This window comes from Pseudomonas sp., assembly GCF_002796985.1.
Lineage (GTDB): Bacteria > Pseudomonadota > Gammaproteobacteria > Pseudomonadales > Pseudomonadaceae > Pseudomonas.
Window position 1 is genome coordinate 319,348 of sequence record NZ_PEKX01000008.1, and the last position, 20,537, is coordinate 339,884.

Sequence of the window (20,537 nt, forward strand, 5' to 3'; positions counted from 1 at the left end):
CGCCTGTCAGTTGCCGCTGCGCTTGCTCTGGATATCGCTCAGGCGGTTACCTTCGAAGCGGACGAAGTACAGCATGCCGCTCCAGGGACCGTAGATCCATTCCTCCACGGCCACTTCCATGGTTTCGCCGTAGCGCTCTCCGGGTACCTGTTTGTAGCCAAGGAAGGAACGGCTGACCGGCTCGCCACAGCGGCTGAGCACGTCACTGGTGACATCGCCGGTACTGATCAGCTTGCTGCTGCAGCGCAGGCTGGCGGCCTGGGTGGCGGTGGCGGCAAAGCTGAGGGGCAACAGCAGCGCAGCGATGCGCAGAAGGGGAGTTGTCTTCAATTGCGTTTGAACTCGATGCTTTTGAGTTTGTTGGCTTCGAAGGTGAGGATGTAGCTGGTGCCGTTGCGCGGTCCGTAGACCCACTCCTCGACGCGGTATTCGCGGCGGTCGTAGCCGCCGAGGGTATAGCCGACTTCGTCGCGATGATCCGGAGCACCACACTTCTGCTCGACCTCCCAGGCGCGGTCGCCGGCGTTGATCAGGGCACTGCCGCAACGCATGCTTTCCGCCTGGGCGCCCGCCGCGCAAAGCAGCAGGGCGCAGGACATCCAGGTCAGGGCTTTCATCGAACGACTCCTTATTCGCTATCGAGGTGAAGCTGGGTGGCCACACTGCCACCATTCTCCGCTTCGCCGAAGCTCACGTCGATGAGGTAGATACGGTCGTCGCCCAGGCCGCCCTTGGCGACCAGGTAGTCCTTGATCTGGGTGGCGCGCTCCTGACCGAGTTTACGCAGCAGTAACTGGTTGTCGCTCCAGGAGTCGAGCACGGCCTGGCGCATCTTCGCCGAGCGCTCGTCCTTGCTGAGTTCCTGCCATTCCGCGGGCGGTTGTATCTTCAGGCGTGCGCGGTAGACGCCTTCGAGCAGGACCGGTTGCAGGTCATCCGGCACCTCCAGTTGGCTGGGATCGCTGGGTACTTTGTCGCCCCGGCGCTGCAGCATGCTGTAGTAGTTCTTCTGGTATTCCTGCTTCAGGCGTTTGTCGGCCAGCAGCGGGCCGTCGCTACTGGCCGCGGCGACGCCTTCGACCTCCAGCTTCAGTGCAGGACGTTGCTTGAGGGCTTCGGCCAGCTTGTCGAGATTGCCTTGGGCGCTGGCGTCCAGTTCGCTGGAGCCGGGGGCGAACACCACGTTGCTCAGGTCCGGGCCGCCGGAACCACCGGCCAGACCGGCGATGAAGTTGAACGGCGCCTGGACGGCGCGTACGACCAGATTGCGCAGGGTCTGCCAGACGATGGGCATGACGCTGAACTGTGGGTTATTCAGGTCGCCTTCCACCGGCAACTGGATATCGATGTTGCCGTTGGCGTCCTTGAGTAGGGCAATAGCCAGCTTCACCGGCAGGTCCACGGCGTCGGGGCTGTCGACCTTCTCGCCCAGTTGCAGGTGTTCCACCAGCACCTTGTTGTCGGCCTTGAGCTTGCCTTGGGTGATCTGGTAGTGCAGGTCCAGGTTCAGCCGGCCCTTGCGGATGCGGTAGCCGGCGAACTTACCGGAGTAGGGCGTCAGAGTGGTCAGTTCGACGCGTTTGAAGCTGGTGGCGATGTCCAGCTTCTCCAGCGGCGAGAACGGGTTGAGGCTGCCCTTGATGGTGACCGGCGCGTACTTGTCGACCTTGCCCTTCACGTCTACCGATGCCGGCGCCGGATTGCGGTTGTCGATGGTGCCAATCTCGCCGCCCAACTGTTGGATGGCGGTGGCGAAGTCCGGGCGCAAGGTCAGGTCGGCGAAGTTGGCCGAGCCGTTGTTGATCTTCACGCCGCCGATGCGGATGCCCAGCGGTTTGCTCGCGCCGCCCGCACTACCGCCTTTGTTCGCTGGAGATGATGCGGACTCTGGCTGCGGAATGATCAGCTCGCTGACGTTGGTCGTGCGGTCCTCGTTGATGATGAAACGCGCGTAGGGCTCTTCCAGCGACACGGTCTGGATGACCAGGCTGTCGCCGTGTTTATAGGCCAGGCCGTCGAGGGTCAGCTTGGTCCATTTGACGAAGTCGCGGTTCTTGAGGGTGTCCAGGGTATGCAACTGGGTCACCTGGGCGCTGCCGTTGACGCTGAAAGCCAGCGGGTCAGTGCCCTTTAGGTCGACGTTCAGATCGCTGGACAGCAGTCCGCTGCGCAGTTCCAGGCGAATGAACGGGTCGATGTAGGACTGGGCGACGCGCAGGTCGATGTCGCGAGTCGAGACCTTCAGTCGGGCGCTGACCGGATTCGGAATGACCTGGCCGCTGGCCTCGATCTGCCCGCGCGGGCCGAGACCGGTCTTGAGCTTGAGCTGCAGTGGCGAAGTAAGGCCGCTGTCGAGGTTCTGCAGGTCCAGGTCCAGTGGGCCTACTTCGAGGTTGACCGGCTTGCCTGGCGCACGATCAGCCAAGTGAGCCTTGTAGCCGCGCAGTTGGGTGTCGCGCAGGACGACGTGCCATGGCTTCTGCGGCTCGGCTGGTTTGGTCTGCTCGGCCGTTTGCGGCGTCTTGTCAGCCTCGGCGGGCTTGGCTTCGGGCTTGGACGGGGATGCCGGTTTGGCTGGCTCGGTCCGGGCGGTCCCGGTGGGGGCGCTGGGTTTGGCTTCCGGCTGCTCGGTCGAGGCCTGTTGTTCCTTGGCGAGCTGCGTAGCTGTCGCTGTGGTGGGGGTTGGCTCGGGAGCCGTCTGCGCCTGTGGCGTGGGCTCCTCCGGGCGCTTGTAGGGTTTGAAGGTGGCGAAGAGCTTCTGCCAGTCCAGCTGGCCGTCCTTCTCCCGCGCCGCCCAGGCTTCCAGGCCCTGGCTGCGGATCTGGCCGACCACCACTTCGCGCTTGGCGAGGTCCAGGGTGGTATCGGCGACGTCGAACGTGGCGAGCTTGGCCAGCGGCTTGCCGTCCGGAGAGGTCAGGTCGAGGTCGCGCAGTGTGATGGCGGCCTTGTTCAGCATCAGCTGGGTATCTTTCGACAGGTCCAGGTGATAGTCGGATGCCAGGCTGAGGATGCCGTTGTTCAGGTTCAGCGGAGCGTTGTCCCGTACGTAGGGCCACCAGGCCTTCAGCGGCACGCCTTCGAGGGTGAAGCTGCCCTTGGAGGTGAAGGGCACGATACTCAGGTCGCCCTTCCAGTCGAGCTTGCCGCCGTGGGGGCCAGTGGCGATCAGGGTCATCTCGGCGCCGTCGTCCGGCAGGGTGCTGAGGTTGCGCAGTTCGAAGCCCATCGGGTCGAAGACGAACTCCACCGGCTCGCTCGGGCGACGGTCGAGGAAGTGCAGGCTGCCTTCGGCCAGGCGGATGCGGTCGATGCGCAGCGGGAATGGCTGGCTGGGTTCTTCCGCTACCGGTGTCGGTTCGCTGGGGGGGATCTTGAACAGTCGGCTTAGGTTCAGCGTGCCGTTCTCGGCGAACAGCAGTTCGGTATGGGGCGCGTCCAGTTCGACATCGGCAAGGTGCAGCCTGCGTTTCCACAGGCTGTCAAGTTCGAGGTTGGCGTAGAGCCGACGGAAACGTACCTGCTCCTGTCCGTCCTGGCCAAGGTGCAAGCCCCAGAGGGTGAGCTCCAGGCTGAACGGGTTGAATTCGATACGTTCCAGGCGTGCCGGGACGGTCGAGTATTGAGCCAGTTGCTGGTTGGCTATACGCAGGCCGATGCCGGGGAGGATGAGGAAGCCCAGCAGGCAGTAGAGGAGAACCAGTAGCACAACCGCGCCGATGGCGCGCTTCAATCCTTTGGGCATGGCGAGAGTCGTTTCCGTCGTGACGTGCCAAACCAGTATGGCACGGCTGGGATTCTTCGATTCGAAAGTCGCCTTCGGACGCGGTTTTCAGTGATTTCTGTCAGTCGTTCAGGCGATGGGTGCGGGCGAATTCCACCAGGTCCACAAGGCTTTCCAGGTTCAGTTTCTCAAGAATGCGGGTCTTGTAGGTGCTGACGGTCTTCTGGCTGAGGAAGAGTTCCTCGGCTATGTCCTTGTTGCTCATCCCGCGCACCAGGCTTCGCAACACCACCAGTTCCCGCGGTGTCAGGCTGGCCACAGGGTCGCTGCTCTTGTCGATGCTCAGCGCCTTTTCCGGGAAGCAGCGATAGCCGGAGACCAGCATGCGCGCGGCATTGAGAATGGCGCTGGTGTCCTTGTTCTTGCTGACGAAACCATGGGCACCCGCGGCTTCGACCTTGCTCGAGTAGAGACGTTCATCCTGCGAGCTCAAGACCAGCAGGCGGATGTTTTCGTCGAAGATGTGGATACGCGCCAGCAGATCCAGGCCGTCCATGCCCGGCAGGTTGAGGTCCAGTATCACGAGGTCCGGACGCTCCTTGCGGACCGAGTCCAGGCCGCCATGGCCATCGGCCGCTTCGCGAGCCACTTCGAACTGCGGATCCTGCTCGAGCAACGAGCGGATGGCCAGGCGCATCGCGGGGTGATCCTCGATCAGCACCACACGCTTTTTCATAGTTAACTCCCTGAGTCCAAATGATTTGCGCGCATTGATCTTGAAGATAGACCAGTTGTTCAAGTACCTACGGAATATTCCTATACGTAGGACCGAAAGCATGCGGGCAGTCAAGCTGGAGGGGAGAGAGGGTGCCAGCGTGCGCGGAGACTTGCTGCACAGAGTGAATTCTGCGCAGCAAGCCTGTGCTCGTCAGCGCTGAAGAGCCAGCGCCACGCCTTGCCCACCCCCGATGCAGAGCGTCGCAAGCCCTTTTTTCGCCTCGCGGCGGAGCATCTCGTGCAACAGCGTGACCAGCACGCGGCAGCCCGATGCACCGATAGGGTGGCCAAGGGCGATGGCGCCGCCGTTGACGTTGACCTTCGAAGCGTCCCAGCCCAACTCCCTGCCGACCGACAAGGCTTGGGCGGCGAATGCCTCGTTCGCTTCGATCAGGTCGAGTTCAGCGAGCTGCCAGCCAGCCTTTTCCAGGCAGCGACGAGTCGCGGAAACCGGGCCGATACCCATGATGGCCGGATCGACACCAGCGTTGGCGTAGGCGGCGATCCGGGCCAGTACCGGCAGGCCCAGTTCGGCCGCCTTGGCGGCGCTCATCAGCAGCACGGCAGCGGCGCCATCATTGAGGGTGGAGGCGTTGCCAGCGGTGACACTGCCGTCCTTCTTGAAGGCCGGCTTGAGCTTGCCCAGCGACTCGGCGGTGGTGCCGGCACGGGGTTGTTCGTCGGTGTCGAAGCGCAGTGGATCACCCTTGCGCTGGGGAATTTCAATGGCGGTGATCTCGGCCTTGAAGCGGCCCGCCTCGATGGCCTCGACAGCCTTGCGCTGCGACTGTGCGGCGAAGGCGTCCTGCTCCTCGCGGCTGATGCCGTACTGCTCCACCAGGTTCTCGGCAGTGATGCCCATGTGGTAATCGTTGAAGGCGTCCCACAGGCCGTCCTGGATCATGCTGTCGATCAGCTTGGCATGGCCCATGCGCAGGCCGGTGCGGGCGCCGGGCATGACGTAAGGGGCGAGACTCATGCTTTCCTGGCCGCCGGCGATGATGATGTCGGCGTCGCCGCAGCGGATCGCCTGGGCGGCCAGGTGCAGTGCCTTGAGGCCAGAGCCGCAGACCTTGTTCACCGTCATCGCGGGTACGCTGTTGGGCAGGCCGGCGGCGACCGATGCCTGGCGGGCCGGGTTCTGGCCGGCGCCGGCGGTCAGGGTTTGACCAAGAATGACTTCATCGACCTGGGCCGGATCGAGGTTGGTCTGCTGCAGCAGGCCGCGAATTACCGCAGCGCCCAATTCATGGGCCGGCAGCGCGGAGAGCGAACCCTGAAAGCTGCCGATGGCGGTACGGGTGGCAGCGACGATGACGACTTCTTGCATGACACGAATCCTCTGGGGGGCGGCAGGGCCGCAGCGAAAGTCCATGGTTGCATAGCCCCTCACTGCCTCACCACCCTCCGAACCGGGTAGTCACACTTCAGCGCAGGGGGGGCAGGCCCATGCGACGACGCGCGCGGTGCAGCGATCCGTTGCGCACCGCCCAGCGCAGCAACGGCACGCTGCGTTTCACGCTGGAGCGGATCAGCTGGCGTTGCAGGCTGCCAAAGTTCAAGCCGAGCTGGTCCATGGCCCAGTCCGGCAGCAGGTCGATGCCGGCCCGCATCATCAGCAGGCCGAAGGGTTTGGCGAGGAAGCTGGGGGCTGGCGCGTTGAACAGCACGCTGACCACTTCGCGGGTGCGCTCGTCACAGCGCAGTTGGGGGCGCATGCGTTGCAGGTAGGCGGCTACCTCTGCGCGGGAGCGTGGTACGTTGCGCGCGCCGAGACGCTCGGCGATCAGGGCGATTTCGTTGTAGTAACGGTCCTGTTCTTCCCCGGACAGCTCCGAATTCAGATAGCGCAGGTGCGAGGCGAGGAAGCAACTGACTTCGGCGACGTGCACCCAGGTCAGCAGGTCCGGGTCGCTGGCCGCATAGGACGTACCGTCCGGCAGGGTGCCCAGAACGTTGTCGTGAATACGTCGTACGCGCTCGATCAGTTTCTCGGCGTCGCCGCGCGAGCCATAGGTGGTGGCGGAGATGAACTGCCCAGTGCGGCGCAGGCGACCGAGCATGTCGGCGCGGAAGTTGGAGTGATCCCAGACGCCCCCCAGGGCGGCTGGATGCAGCATCTGCAGGAGCAGGGCGCTGATGCCACCAATGAGCATCGAGCTGAAGTCACCGTGGACTTTCCAACACACAGAGTCCGGCCCGAACAGGCCGGGGTCACCCTTGGGCGATTCGAAGTCGACCCCGCCCAAGGCGAGGCCGGTCAGGCTGAGTACCTGGCTTTCGATATGACGGCGAACAGTTTCCATTGCGGCGGACAGGCCTCGGGGCAAGGACGACAGGTCTGTTGTCTAAACCTAGCATCTTTGCGCCCGTGGCCTGTAGCGCGTCAACGGTTGAGGCGGTTGTCGATCAGCCCCTGGACCACGCCGGGGTCGGCCAGGGTCGAGGTGTCGCCGAGGTTCTCCAGCTCGTTGCAGGCGATCTTGCGCAGGATGCGTCGCATGATCTTGCCTGAGCGGGTCTTGGGTAGACCCGGCGCCCACTGCAGCATTTCCGGCTTGGCGAAGCTGCCGATTTCCTTGCTCACCAGGGCCAGCAGCTCCTGCTTGAGCGCATCGTCAGGCTCGATGCCATTCATGGGGGTGACGAAGGCATAGATACCCTGGCCCTTGAGGTCGTGCGGGTAGCCGACCACGGCGGCCTCGGCGACCGAGTCGTGCAGCACCAGTGCGCTTTCCACCTCGGCGGTGCCGATGCGGTGGCCGGAGACGTTGATCACGTCGTCCACGCGGCCGGTGATCCAGTAGTAGCCATCCTCGTCGCGGCGCGCGCCGTCACCCGTGAAGTAGTAGCCGGGGTAGGGTTTGAAGTAGGTGTCGACCATTCGCTGGTGATCGCCGTAGATGCTGCGGATCTGGCTGGGCCAGCTGGCCTTGACCGCCAGCACGCCGGAGCCGGGGCCGTGGATTTCCTTGCCCTGCTCGTCCAGCAATACCGGCTGCACGCCGAAGAAGGGGAGCGTGGCAGAGCCTGGCTTGAGGTCGGTAGCGCCGGGCAGGGGGGTGATCAGGATGCTGCCGGTCTCGGTCTGCCACCAGGTATCGACGATGGGGCAGCGTTTCTCGCCTACCACGTTGTAGTACCACTCCCAGGCTTCCGGGTTGATCGGCTCGCCTACCGAGCCGAGCAGGCGCAGGCTGCTGCGGTCGGTTTTCTGCACTGGAGCCTCGCCTTCACGCATCAGTGCGCGGATCGCGGTGGGGGCGGTGTAGAAGATGTTCACCTGGTGCTTGTCGATCACCTTCCAGAAGCGCGAGGCGTCCGGGTAGTTCGGCACGCCCTCGAACATCAGGGTGGTGGCGCCGTTGGTCAGCGGACCATAGACGATGTAGCTATGGCCGGTGACCCAGCCGACGTCTGCGGTGCACCAGTAGATGTCGCCATCGTGGTAGTCGAACACGTACTTGTGGGTCATTGCCGCGCCCAGCAGGTAGCCGCCGGTGGTATGCAGCACGCCCTTGGGTTTGCCGGTGGAGCCAGAGGTGTAGAGGATGAACAGCGGGTCTTCGGCGTCCATCGGCTCTGGCGCGCAGTCCTCGCTGGCCTCGCGCAGGGCCTCGTGGTACCAGAGGTCGCGACCTTCGACCCAGGGGATCTCGCCCTGGGTGCGCTCGACGACCACCACGGTAGAGACGTTCGGGCAGTCCGCCAGGGCCTTTTCCACGTTCTTCTTCAGCGGGATGTACTTGCCGCCGCGCACGCCTTCATCGGCGGTGATCACGGTGCGGCAGTCGGCATCGTTGATGCGGTCGCGCAGGGCGTCCGGGGAGAAACCACCGAACACCACCGAGTGGATCGCGCCGATCCGCGCACAGGCAAGCATGGCGTAGGCCGCCTCGGGGATCATCGGCATGTAGATGCAGACCCGGTCGCCCTTCTCCACGCCGCGGCTCTTGAGCACATTGGCCAGGCGGCAGACATGGCTGTGCAGTTTGCGGTAGGTGATGTTGGCGGATTCGGCCGGGTTGTCGCCTTCCCAGATGATCGCCACCTGCTCACCGCGCTGTTCCAGGTGGCGGTCGATGCAGTTGTAGGTGACGTTGAGCTGGCCGCCCTTGAACCAGCTGGCCTGGCCCTTCGTCAGGTCACCGTGGTGCACCGAATGCCAGGGCTTGAACCAGTCGAGGAAGGCTTTGGCCTGCTCGCCCCAGAAGGCCTCCGGGTCGTCTACTGACTGCCGGTAGAGGCGCTGGTACGCGTCGTTGTCGAGGTAGGCACGCTGGCGTACGGCCTCCGGCACGGGGTGAAGGCTGATCTCGTACATGGGGAATCCTTGTTGTTGTTGAGCCGAGATGCCCCAAGGGTGCATCCAAGGCCTGGCGGGTTCAAGGGTTGTCCATGCTGTTTCGACGCGCCGAACGGCGGGAACGTTCCGCTGACCGGTGTTCCGGGCGGGGCGGGTAGAGGCGAGTAGAGCGACGGAGTGTCGGCGGAAGGCGGGTGGGGCGGGGAAAGAGTGGAAGTCAGGGGAGGGCCGGAGGCGCGGGTACGCCTCCGGCTCGGCTCGATCAGCCGCGGTGACGACCGCGGAAGAAGTCGATCAGGCCCTGGGTGGAACCGTCCTCGGCAGCGCCTTCTTCGCTGCCGACCAGGTGGCCATAGACCGCCTTGCCCAATTCCTTGCCCAGCTCCACGCCCCACTGGTCGAAGGCATTGATGCCCCAGAGGATGCTCTGCACATAGACCTTGTGCTCGTACATGGCGATCAGCGCGCCCAGGCGACGGGCGCTGATGCGCTCCATGACCAAGGTGTTGCTCGGGCGGTTACCCGGAATCACCTTGTGCGGCGCCAGGCGTTGCACCTCGGCCTCGTCCACACCCTTGGCGCGCAGCTCGGCCTCGGCCTCGGCGCGGCTCTTGCCGACCATCAAGGCCTGGCTCTGCGACAGGCAGTTGGCGTACAGCCACTGGTGGTGATCGGCGACCGGGTTGTAGCTGGAGACCGGGACGATGAAGTCCGCCGGGATCAGGTGGGTGCCCTGGTGCAGCAACTGGTGGTAGGCGTGCTGACCGTTGCAGCCCACGCCGCCCCAGATCACCGGACCGGTGCCGGCGGAAACCGGGCTGCCGTCCTGGCGCACGCTCTTGCCGTTGGACTCCATGTCCAGCTGCTGCAGGTGATCGGTGATGTTCCGCAGGTAATAGTCGTACGGCAGGATTGCGTGGCTGCGCGAGCCCCAGAAGTCGCCATACCAGACGCCCAGCAGACCCAGCAGCACCGGGATATTCTTCTCGAATGGCGAGGTCAGGAAGTGCTGGTCCATGCTGTAGGCGCCGGACAGCAACTCCTTGAAATTGTTGATGCCGACCGACATGGCGATCGGTAGGCCGATGGCAGACCACAGCGAATAACGGCCGCCGACCCAGTCCCACATGGGGAAGACGTTCTCGGTGCGGATGCCGAAGGCCGCCGCGGCTTCCTTGTTGCTGGAAACCGCGATGAAGTGGCGGTACAGCTCCGCTTCGCTGCCCCCCTGGGCCAGGTACCAGGCGCGGGCGGCCTGAGCGTTCTTCAGGGTTTCCAGGGTGCCGAAAGACTTCGACGAGACGATGAACAGCGTGGTCTCGGCGTTGAGCTTGGCGGTCATCTCACGGAATTCGCTGCCGTCGATGTTCGCCAGATAGTGGCAGCGTACGCCTTTCTGGGCGAAGGGCAGCAGCGCTTCGGAGACCAGCTGCGGGCCGAGGAAGGAACCGCCGATGCCGATGTTCACGACGTCGGTGATCGGCTTTTCGGTGTAGCCGCGCCACAGGCCGTTGTGTACGGCGGCGACCAGTTCGGTCATCTGGTGCAGCACGCGATGCACTTCAGGCATTACGTCAACACCGTCCACCAGCACCTTGTCGCCGATGGGGCGGCGCAGCGCGGTGTGCAGCACCGGGCGGCGTTCGGAGGCGTTGATCAGCTCGCCACGGAACATCGACTGGATCGCCTCGTCCAGCTTGGCCTCTTCCGCGAGCTTCACCAGCAGGTCCAGGGTGTCTTGGCGGATCAGGTTCTTCGAGAAGTCGAGGAACAAGCCGCAGGCACTCATGGAAAATCGCTTGAAGCGCTCGGGGTCCTGGGCGAACGCCTCGCGCATGGTGAAGTTCTGCAGTTCCTGGCGGTGGGCGGCCAACGCCTGCCAGCTCGCCAGTTTGGTGGCATCCAGCGGGGTGAGGTGGTGTTCCATGACGTACCTTCGGGTAAGACGTGCGTGTTTGAACGAGGCTTTGGAACTCGGGAACGCCCGGGGGTTCCGGGCGTTCCCGGAGGGATCAGGCGAGCTGCACCGGGATGGCGTTGCTGGTGTGGCTGAGTTCGTTGCCCGGCGCCATGTACAGCATGCGTGGCTGGTAGCCTTCCAGCTCGGCGTCGCTGAACTGAGCGTACGCGCAGATGATCACCCGGTCACCCACCTTGGCCTTGTGGGCGGCGGCGCCGTTAACGGAAATCATCCGCGAACCTTCCTCGCCACGGATGGCATAGGTGGTGAAGCGTTCGCCATTGTCGACGTTGTAGATCTGGATCTGTTCGTACTCGCGGATACCGGCCAGATCGAGCCATTCGCCGTCGATGGCGCAGGAGCCCTCATAGTCGAGCACGGCGTGGGTGACTTCGGCGCGGTGCAGTTTGGCTTTGAGCATGATGCTCTGCATGGCGTGGCTCCTGTTTTTCTTCTGGTCGAGGAGAGCGGGGCGAGTATGCCCGAGCACCCGAAGTCGCTCAAGGCCGCGACTGGCGCGGCTTCGAGGCGAAAATTCGGGTATCGGGCGGGGAATTCAGTCGATGTGGAAGGCGAGGTTGTCGATCAGCCGGGTGGTGCCCAGGAAAGCGGCTACCAGAATCACCAGTTGATGATCTTCCGCCGTCGCTGGGCGCAGGCCGGCTGACTCGCGGGCTTCCAGGTAGTCGATGCGCAGGCCGGCGGCTTCGACTTGCTGGCGGCCCTCGGCGAGCAGTGCGGGGAAGTCACGCTCGCCCTGGCGGATACGCTCGGCCAGTTGCTTGAGGGTGCGCTGCAGGACCGGCGCGCTGGCGCGTTGTTCGTCGGTGAGGTACCCGTTGCGCGAGGACAGCGCCAGGCCGTCCTCGGCGCGCACGGTAGGCTCGCCGAAGATCTGGATCGGCAGGTTCAGGTCGCGCACCAGCTTGCGGATCACCGCCAACTGCTGGAAGTCCTTCTCGCCGAACAGGGCCATGTCGGGCTGGACCATGTTGAACAGCTTGCAGACCACGGTGGCGACTCCGTCGAAATGCCCCGGACGGCTGCCGCCGCAGAGACCTTCGGAAACGCCGGTGACGTGCAGGCGGGTCTGGCCTTCCATGCCGTCGGGGTACATTTCCTCGACCGTGGGCGCGAACAGCAGGTGGCAGCCGGCGCTTAGCAGTTTTTCCTGGTCGGCGGCGAGGGTGCGCGGGTACTTGTCGAGGTCTTCGCTGGGGCCGAATTGCAGTGGGTTGACGAAGATGCTCGCCACCACGAAGTCGGCGCGCTGGCTGGCCTTGGTGACCAGCGCAGCATGGCCGGCGTGCAGGTTGCCCATGGTCGGCACCAGCGCGATGCGCTTGCCTTCGCTACGGGCGCGCGCCACGGCGGCGCGCAGCTCGCGGACTGTCTTGACTGTGTTCATCAGGCGAAACCGTGCTCCGGGCCGGGGAAGGTGCCGTCCTTCACTGCCTTCACGTAGGCGGCGAAAGCGGACTGGATGTCGGGCTGGCCCTCGAGGAAGTTCTTCACGAACTTCGGCGAACGACCGGACAGCGACAGGCCGAGCATGTCGTGCATCACCAGGACCTGGCCATCGGTGCCGGCGCCAGCGCCGATGCCGATCACCGGGATCTTCACCGCTTCAGTGATCTCGCGGGCCAGGGCGGACGGTACGCACTCCAGCAGCAGCACAGCGGCGCCGGCCTGCTCCAGGGCAATGGCATCGGCGCGCAGCTGGCGCGCCTGGTTTTCCTGGCGACCCTGGACCTTGAAGCCGCCGAACAGGTTGACCGCCTGCGGGGTGAGGCCCAGGTGCGCGCACACCGGGATGCCCATCTGGGCCAGGCGGATGATCGGTTCGGCGAGCCAGGCGCCGCCTTCGAGCTTGACCATGTGGGCGCCGGCCTGCATGACCTTCACCGAGTCGCGCAGCAACTGGTCCAGTGAAGTACCGGACTCGAACGGCAGATCGGTGACGATCAGCGCACCCTTGTTACCGCGTTTCACGGCGGCGGTGTGGTAGGCCATGTCTTCCACGGTCACCGGCAGGGTGCTGTCGTGACCTTGCAGGACCATTCCCAGGGAGTCACCGATCAGCAGCATTTCGGCACCGGCGAGACTCGCGGTGTGGGCGAAAGTGGCATCGTAGGAGGTCAGCATCGCAATCTTTTCGCCGCTTTGCTTGAGACCTTGCAGGGTGGTCAGGGTGACATCAGGCATGAAAGTGTCCTCGGTTCTGCGCCGGGCAGGGGCAAACGGGGCCCTATAGTCCGGATCGAAAAAGGCTAAGTCAATTGCAGGTGTTACCGGGCTGTTACGGCGTTACTGCCAGTGCGCCCCACGCCAGGGGCGCAGCATGCATCAGGACAGGCGCTCGAGGCCGCTGAACGGACAGGCGGCGAGCAATTCGGGCAGGCTGCGTCCGTCGGGAAAACGCAGCGTCGGGGCGATGTCCGCCAGCGGGTAGAGCACGAAAGCGCGGGCGTGCAGGTGGTAGTGCGGCACAGTAAGGCGCGGCTCGTCGATCAGGCGATCGCCGAACAACAGGATGTCGAGGTCCAGCGTGCGCGGTCCCCAGCGCTCGTCCTTGCGTACGCGGCCTTGCTCCAGCTCGATGGTTTGCAGCGCGTCCAGCAGAGCAAGGGGCTCCAGGTCGGTGTCCAGTGCCGCCACGGCATTGACGTAGCGCGGCTGGTCCGGCGGGCCCAACGGGTCGCTGGCGTAGAGCGGGGAGACCTCCGCCACCTGGGTGGCGGGAACCTGCGACAGCGCCTTCAGCGCGGCTTCCAGCTGCTGGCGCGGCTCGGCGAGATTGCTGCCGAGCCCGATGTACACCCGCTCGCTCATTCGCTGCTGGCGCCTTCGGTGCGCGGGCCGCGACGGCGACGGTTGCTGCCGCCTCGACGACGCTTGCGCGGCGCTGCGGCGCCGCCTTCTTCCTGCTGGTTGGCCAGGTCGCGGATCATGCCGCGGCGCTCACTGTCGCTGGCCTCCTGGTAGTCGGTCCACCAGTCGCCCAGGCCGCCGGTTTCCTCGCCGGCGCTCTCGCGCAGCAAGAGGAAGTCATAGCCGGCGCGGAAGCGCGGGTTTTCCAGCAGCAGGTCGGCCTTCTTGCCCTGGCGGCGTGGCAGCCGTTCCTGCATGTCCCAGATTTCGCGGATCGGGATGGTGAAGCGCTTGGGCACGGCGGTACGACGGCACTGCTCCAGAATCAGTTCGTGAGCCGCTTCCTGCATTGCCGGGATCGGCGGCATACCGCGATCCTGCAGTTTCAGCACACGGGCGGGCAGGGCAGGCCAGAGCAGCGCGGCGAACAGGAAGGCCGGGGTGACCGGCTTGCCCAGGCGGATGCGCTCGTCGGTATTGGCCAGGGCCTGGCGCATCAGCTTGCCGGCGTATTCGGGGTCTTCCTTCAGTGCCTTGGCGCTCGCCGGGAACAACGGGGCGAACAGGTCGTACTCGTTGAGCAGCTCGAAGGTGCGCTCGGCCTTGCCGCTGAGGAACAGCTTGAGGATTTCGTCGAACAGGCGCGCCGACGGGATCTCGTTGAGCAGCGGGGCCAGGCGGCGGATTGGCGCGGCGCTGTGCTTCTCGATCTCGAAGTCCAGCTTGGCGGCGAATCGCACGGCACGCAGCATGCGCACCGGGTCTTCAAGGTAACGTTGCTCCGGGTCGCCAATCAGGCGGATCAGGCGATTGCGGATGTCGCGCACGCCATGGGCGTAGTCGAGGATGCGCTCGCCGGTAACGTCGAAATACAGGGCGTTGATGGTGAAGTCGCGGCGCTGGGCGTCGTCTTCCAGGGTGCCGTAGACGTTGTCGCGCAGGATGCGGCCAGCTTCGTTGCGGGAAGCGTGGACGTTATCGGAGTCGTCGTCTTCGGTGACCGGATGGTTGGCGCGGAAGGTGGCAACCTCGATGATCTCGCGCCCGAAATGAACGTGGACCAGCTTGAAGCGGCGGCCGATCACCCGCGCATTGCGGAACTCGGCGCGGACTTGCTCGGGGGTGGCGCTGGTGGCCACGTCGAAGTCCTTGGGCGGAATACCCAGCAGCGGGTCGCGAACGCCACCGCCGACGATGTACGCCTGGTAGCCGGCCTTGGTCAGGCGCTCCACGACGTTCACCGCGTTTCTGCTGAACTGTTCCCGCCGCAGCGAGTGCTGATGATTGCCAACGACTTCCGGAGTAGTGCGGACAGCGCGCGGCCGGCGCAGTGGGGAACGGATGGACTGGATCAGCTTTTTCAGCATGTGTGCACTGTCGGGAATAGGTGTATGGATGGCATACGCAGGTCTCGGCAAGCCGCTTGATTGCGGCGTTTCCTGGAGGATAGCGGGTGTCTGCCGCTGCCTTGAAACAAATGGCAGCAAATCGAATGCCGTCTGCGCCGCGGCGATTCTAGCATCGTGGGGTGGGATGATGAAGAAAACTGAAGAAAGGGACTTGCGGGGAGAGAGCGGGAGAGTGTAGCGAAAGCTACTGGGGGAGCCGAGGCTCCCCCCCAAATAGGTGCGTGCTTTGTTTTTATTATGATTACCGGGCTTGTTGTTTTTGTTTGTAGACCCGACCCTCGAAGCTACCTGCTTCGGGGAACCTTCCACACTTGGAAGGTGTTCAATAGCAAACGGATTGCTTTGGTCGCTGAGTGAGCGATGATCTTGCGATCCAACCAGTGTCTGCGCTGCCTCAGGGCAGTTTTATTCTTCTTGACTGGTTGCGGGACTTCTCCCGACGGCTACCCTTCTCCAAAAGAATCAGTTAGCTGCGCCTCCGCGATCTTGTTTTTGTTGTGCTGGAGTCGTTTCGTCTTGTTCTTATTGTGAGTGGTCGTGCTTGTTATTGTTGTTGTGCCAATAACAAAGCAGATGCCGTGCCAACTTTTGCGAATCCTTATTTTTCAAGGGTTTGCGAGGAATCGCCTTCGAACGGCAGGCACAAAAAAGCCGGGTTTCCGTTACCGATGAACCCGGCTTTTGTTACGGAGCATGTCTCCGGTAACAGTGAGAAACGTCTTACGAGTCGGCCGCAGCACCAGATTTCCGGCGCGGAATGCCCAGGCGCTGGCGGCGTTCCCACAGGCATTTGCGGCTGATGCCCAGCTTGCGGGCCAGTTCGGTCTCGGTCATGTGGTCCTGGTGCTCCAGGACGAAGTGCTGGAAGTAGTCTTCCAGTGACAGATCCTCGGTGGGCTCGTGGGCACTGGCGCTGCCGTTGGCCGGGCGCAGGTCACCGTCATCGCCGAAGTCGTCATCCAGGTCATCCAGTTCGATGTCGATGCCCAGCAGGTCGGCGGGGATTTCCTGCCCCTCACTGAGGATCACCGCGCGTTCGATGGCGTTCTCCAGTTCACGCACGTTACCCGGCCACGGGTAGTGGCGGATGGCCTGTTCGGCCTCGTGGGAGAAGGACAGTGCCTGGCGCCCCATCCGGGAGCACTGGCGCGCCAGGAAGGAGCGGGCGATCTCCATCACATCCGGGCCGCGCTCGCGCAGAGGCGGTAGCTTCAGCGAGATGACGTGCAGGCGGTAATAGAGGTCTTCGCGGAACTGGCCGGTCTTGGCCAGCATCTTCAGGTCGCGGTGGGTAGCGGCGATCAGGCGGACATCGACTTTCTGCGACTGTACCGAGCCGACGCGGCGGATTTCGCCTTCCTGCAGCACGCGCAGCAGGCGCGCCTGGGCTTCCAGTGGCAGTTCGCCGATCTCGTCGAGGAACAGGGTACCGCCGTCGGCAGCTTCCACCAGTCCCGCACGGCCGGCGCTGGCGCCGGTGAACGCACCTTTCTCGTGGCCGAACAGCTCGGACTCGATCAGGGTTTCCGGGATCGCGGCGCAGTTCACCGAGATCAGCGGCGCTTTGGTGCGCCTGGAGAGGTTGTGCAGGGCGCGGGCGACCAGTTCCTTGCCGGTACCGGATTCACCCTGGATCAGCACATTGGAGTCGGTGGGCGCGACCTTGCGGATCTTGGTGTAGAGCTCCTGCATCGGCGGGCACGAACCGATGATGCCGATGTCGCCGTCCGCGGGGGCGGTGTTACCACTGCTACGTTCGGCCGCCTTGGCGTTACCGCGCGTTTCGCTGGGGGCGTTACGGTTCTCCTGGCGGTCCTTGAGGATGCGCGCGACTGCCTGGAGCATTTCGTCGTGGTCGAACGGCTTGGCGATGTAGTCCACCGCGCCCATCTTCATCGAGTCCACCGCCGAGCGCAGGCTGGCGTAGCTGGTCATGATCAGCACCGGGGTGCCCTGGGCCAGCTTGATCAGTTCGGTGCCGGGTGCGCCGGGCAGCCGCAGGTCGCTGACGATCATGTCGAACGACGGGATGCTGTAACGCTCCTGTGCTTCCTGCACCGAGCCAGCCTCGCTGACCTGGTACTGGTTGCGCTCGAGCAATCGTCGCAGGGCGGAACGGATGATGGTTTCGTCTTCGACGATGAGGATATGTGCCATGTATTCAGCTCTCTCGACGTGCTCGTTTACTGCTCGGCCGTCGGGCCAGGATGCCGCGGCAAGGTGACGCTGATGCGGGTTCCGCATTCGCGTTCGGGGTCAGCCGGGCTGTCTATGGTGATTTGCCCATAATGCTCTTCCACGATCGAATAGACCAGAGCAAGCCCCAGGCCGGTGCCCTTGCCCGGGTCCTTGGTGGTGAAGAAGGGCTCGAACAGGCGGTCGATGATCGATTTGGGTATTCCGCTGCCTTCGTCCTCGACGATCAGGTCGATGGTCTGCTCGGAGGCTTCGCTGCGCACGCGGATCGCGCCGTTGGGCGGGGAGGCGTCGCGGGCGTTGGACAGCAGGTTGATCAGCACCTGGGCCAGGCGCTGGGAATCGCCTTCCACCCAGTGTTCCGGATCGCACAGGTTGAAGAACTGCACGTCCACACTGCGTTTGTTCAGCGACAGCAGGCCAATGGCTTCCTGGGCGACGTCCGCCAGGCACACCGGCTCGGCCGCCACCTGCTTGCCGCCGGCGTGGGCGAAGCTCATCAGCGACTGCACGATGCGCGAGACGCGTTTGGTCTGCTCGAGGATCTGCCCGCTGATCTCGGTCAGCTCGCCATCGCCCTCGCGTTCTTCCCGCAGGTTCTGCGCCAGGCAGGCGATGCCGGTGATGGGGTTGCCGATCTCGTGGGCCACGCCGGCGGCGAGGCGGCCGATGGAGGCCAGGCGTTCGGAGTGGATCAGCTTGTCTTCCAGTGACTGGGTTTCGGTGAGGTCCTCGACCAGCAGCACCAGGCCGCTGTTTCCGGGGGCGAGAGGTTCCTCGATCGCTGCCTTGTGCAGGTTCAGCCAGCGGGTTTGGCCTTCGATGGTAAGGCGCTGCTTGTGCAGGTGCTCGTCCGGCGCATCGATGAAGCCCTCCAGCAGGCCGCGCCAGGGATCGGGCAGGGCGGCCAGGCGCGAGCCGACCACACGGAGCGCACTGACGCCGGTGAGCTCCTCGATGGCTCGGTTCCACATGAGGATTTCCTGATCCTTGGCCAGCGAGCACACGCCCATGGGCAGGTCCTGCAGAGTCTGGCGGTGGTAGCGGCGCAGGGTGTCGAGTTCGGCGGCCAGGCCGGTGAGCCGGGAGTGGTAGTCCTCCAGGCGGCTCTCGATGAAGTGGATGTCCTCGGTGACGTAGCCTTCGCTGGCGGCTTTATACGGCAGGAAGGATTCCACCATGTCCTGCGCCACGCTCGGCCCCATCAGGCCGGAGAGGTTGGCCTCGATGCGGTCGCGCAGACGGCGCAGGGCATAGGGGCGACGCTCGTCGAAGGGCAGGTGCAGGTCGCGCAGGGCCTGTTCCACTTCGCGTTGGGCAGTCTTTGCGCCGAGCGGCTTGGCCAACTGGCTGGCGAACTCCTGCGGGGAGTGGGCGAGCAGTTCGCGGCGCTGCGGGCGGCGCACGTTGTCCACGGCACAGGCTTCGGCGGCGCCTTTTTCCTCGTCACTGGCTTCGGTGAACAGCGAAACCAGGGTGAACACCAGTACGTTGGCTGCCAGCGAGGCCAGCGCCGCAAGGTGCCAGGTGGTGTCGTCGAGCACGTAGAGTGAATTGAACAGCGGCAGATAGATGCTCTGCATGTTCGCCACCAGCGGGGTGAGCATGGTGGCGCCCCACACCAGCATGCCCGCCACCAGGCCGGCGATGAAGCCGCGGCGGTTGGCGGTCGGCCAGTAGAGCACGGCCAGAGCGCCGGGGAGGAACTGCAGGGTGGCGACGAAGGAGACTATCCCCAGGTTGGACAGGTCCTGCTCGGCGCCTAGCAGCAGGTAGAAGGCGTAGCCAGCCATGATGATCGCAGCGATCAGCGCGCGGCGCGTCCACTTCAGCCAGCGGTAGATGTTGCCTTCGGCCGGCGGCTGGTAGAGCGGCAGGACCAGGTGGTTGAGCACCATGCCCGACAGCGCCAGGGTCATCACGATGATCAGGCCGCTCGCGGCGGAAATGCCACCGATGAAAGCGGTCAGCGCCAGGGCGGGGCTGTCGACCGATATGCCCAGGCCGAGGGTGAAGTACTCCGGATTGGTGGAGGCCCCCAGGTGCAGGCCGGCCCAGAGGATCGGCGGCACCGCCAGGCTCATCGGCAGCAGGAACAGCGGCAGGCCCCAACTGGCGCTGAGCAGCGAGCGCGGGTTGAGGTTTTCCGTGAAGGTCATGTGGAACATGTGCGGCATGACGATGGCGGCGGCGAAGAACACCAGCAGCAGCGTGCGCCACGGCCCTTCGGCCAGCGGCGTGTGCAGGGTGCTCAGGGCTTCCTGGTTCTGCAGCAGCCAGACTTCCAGGCCATCCGGCCCGCCGAATACGCCGTAGAGGGCGAACAGGCCGATGGAGCAGAGCGCCACCAGCTTTACCAGCGACTCGAAGGCGATCGCCATCACCAGCCCTTCGTGGCGCTCGCGGGTGGCGATATGGCGCGCGCCAAAGAGGATGGCGAACAGTGTGATCAGTGCGCAGAACGCCAGTGCCGCGCGGTTGGGCTCGGACTCTCGGGTGAGGATGCTGATCGAGTCGGTCACCGCCTGGATCTGCAATGCCAGCATCGGCAGTACGGCGATCAGCATGAACAGCGTGGTCAGTGCGCCGGCCCAGGTGCTGCGGAAGCGGAAGGCGAACAGGTCGGCCAGCGACGACAGCTGGTAGGCCCGCGTGATGCGCAGGATCGGGTAGAGCAGCACGGGTGCGAGCAGGAAAGCGCCGGAAACGCCCAGGTAGATCGCCAGGAAACCGTAGCCGTACTGGTAGGCCAGCCCGACCGTGCCATAGAAGGCCCAGGCGCTGGCGTACACGCCCAGCGACAGGGTGTAGATCAGCGGATGGCGCACCAGCCGGCGTGGGATGTAACCGCGCTCGGTGATCCAGGCGATGCCGAACAGGACCATCAGGTAGGAGGCGCTGATCAGGATCAGCTGGGTAAGGCTAAAGCTCGTCAGCATCGCGCTGGCTCTGCAGGATGAAGGTGACGACGATCAGGATCAGCCACAGCAGATACGGGCGGTACCAGGCGCCGTGGGGATCGATCCACCAGTCCATGATGGCTGGCGAGAACAGGTAGATGCCCACGACCAGGAGCAACACCAGTCGGTAGATGTACATGTCGTCTCTCTCGTTGTTCGGCGGGCAGGCTACCTGTGCGCACAGTCGCCGGCAAGCCGGCCGCGCTTTGCACCAGGCGCTCCAGACAGGCCTTGTAGGAGCGAGCTTGCTCGCGAACAGGCCTCGTAACGGGATTCAAGTTCGCGAGCAAGCTCGCTCCTACAGAAAAGCAGTGCGCGCAGCAGCCCAGTTTTA

Annotated in this window: 16 protein-coding genes; all 16 read right to left on the reverse strand. The window is 64.4% G+C overall.

Translation table 11 applies throughout. The features are described from left to right. Positions 1–6 precede the first annotated feature (6 nt). The 16 genes from CTR55_RS14140 to CTR55_RS14215 all read right to left on the reverse strand — a co-directional run bounded on the left by CTR55_RS14140 (position 7) and on the right by CTR55_RS14215 (position 20,342). The gene (locus tag CTR55_RS14140; protein WP_296287137.1) at positions 7–312 is read right to left on the reverse strand and encodes a DUF2845 domain-containing protein; all 306 of its coding nucleotides are present in this window, start codon (positions 310–312) and stop codon (positions 7–9) included. 14 nt (positions 313–326) lie between these two features. Then, positions 327–617, reverse strand: coding sequence for a DUF2845 domain-containing protein (locus CTR55_RS14145; protein WP_139791700.1), 291 nt, complete (start codon positions 615–617; stop codon positions 327–329). Between the two features lie 11 nt (positions 618–628). Beyond that, entirely contained in the window at positions 629–3,745 is a 3,117-nt protein-coding gene (locus CTR55_RS14150; RefSeq protein WP_296287071.1) for a DUF748 domain-containing protein, read from the reverse strand. Positions 3,746–3,845: 100 nt separating this feature from the next. Then, positions 3,846–4,460, reverse strand: a complete 615-nt coding sequence (locus tag CTR55_RS14155) for a response regulator transcription factor (RefSeq protein WP_296287073.1) — start codon at positions 4,458–4,460, stop codon at positions 3,846–3,848. 192 nt (positions 4,461–4,652) lie between these two features. Then, positions 4,653–5,831: an acetyl-CoA C-acetyltransferase gene (locus CTR55_RS14160; protein WP_296287075.1), complete on the reverse strand. Its 1,179-nt coding sequence runs from the start codon at positions 5,829–5,831 to the stop codon at positions 4,653–4,655. A 97-nt stretch (positions 5,832–5,928) separates the two neighbouring features. Further along, on the reverse strand, positions 5,929–6,807 hold the full coding sequence (locus CTR55_RS14165; RefSeq protein WP_296287077.1) for an oxygenase MpaB family protein: 879 nt from the start codon (positions 6,805–6,807) through the stop codon (positions 5,929–5,931). 80 nt (positions 6,808–6,887) lie between these two features. After that, a complete protein-coding gene (acs, locus tag CTR55_RS14170) occupies positions 6,888–8,825 on the reverse strand; it encodes an acetate--CoA ligase (RefSeq protein ID WP_296287078.1) in 1,938 nt (645 codons plus the stop codon). 244 nt (positions 8,826–9,069) lie between these two features. Further along, positions 9,070–10,734, reverse strand: coding sequence for a glucose-6-phosphate isomerase (gene pgi, locus CTR55_RS14175; protein ID WP_296287081.1), 1,665 nt, complete (start codon positions 10,732–10,734; stop codon positions 9,070–9,072). Between the two features lie 85 nt (positions 10,735–10,819). After that, positions 10,820–11,200: an aspartate 1-decarboxylase gene (gene panD / locus CTR55_RS14180; RefSeq protein WP_017518923.1), complete on the reverse strand. Its 381-nt coding sequence runs from the start codon at positions 11,198–11,200 to the stop codon at positions 10,820–10,822. Positions 11,201–11,323: 123 nt separating this feature from the next. Then, entirely contained in the window at positions 11,324–12,175 is an 852-nt protein-coding gene (gene panC, locus CTR55_RS14185) for a pantoate--beta-alanine ligase (RefSeq protein WP_296287084.1), read from the reverse strand. Beyond that, entirely contained in the window at positions 12,175–12,972 is a 798-nt protein-coding gene (gene panB, locus CTR55_RS14190; protein WP_296287085.1) for a 3-methyl-2-oxobutanoate hydroxymethyltransferase, read from the reverse strand. Before panB ends, panC begins: the two co-directional genes overlap by 1 nt. A 141-nt stretch (positions 12,973–13,113) precedes the next feature. Then, positions 13,114–13,599, reverse strand: a complete 486-nt coding sequence (gene folK / locus CTR55_RS14195; RefSeq protein WP_296287086.1) for a 2-amino-4-hydroxy-6-hydroxymethyldihydropteridine diphosphokinase — start codon at positions 13,597–13,599, stop codon at positions 13,114–13,116. After that, positions 13,596–15,005 (reverse strand): polynucleotide adenylyltransferase PcnB, encoded by a 1,410-nt coding sequence (locus CTR55_RS14200; protein WP_296287087.1) that lies wholly within the window; start codon positions 15,003–15,005, stop codon positions 13,596–13,598. The genes folK and CTR55_RS14200 overlap by 4 nt, the downstream gene beginning before the upstream one ends. Before the next feature lie 762 nt (positions 15,006–15,767). Beyond that, the gene (locus tag CTR55_RS14205; protein WP_296287088.1) at positions 15,768–17,204 is read right to left on the reverse strand and encodes a sigma-54 dependent transcriptional regulator; all 1,437 of its coding nucleotides are present in this window, start codon (positions 17,202–17,204) and stop codon (positions 15,768–15,770) included. Between the two features lie 26 nt (positions 17,205–17,230). Further along, on the reverse strand, positions 17,231–20,182 hold the full coding sequence (locus CTR55_RS14210) for a sensor histidine kinase (protein WP_296287089.1): 2,952 nt from the start codon (positions 20,180–20,182) through the stop codon (positions 17,231–17,233). Beyond that, positions 20,166–20,342: a hypothetical protein gene (locus CTR55_RS14215; protein ID WP_015478907.1), complete on the reverse strand. Its 177-nt coding sequence runs from the start codon at positions 20,340–20,342 to the stop codon at positions 20,166–20,168. Before CTR55_RS14215 ends, CTR55_RS14210 begins: the two co-directional genes overlap by 17 nt. Positions 20,343–20,537 lie beyond the last annotated feature (195 nt).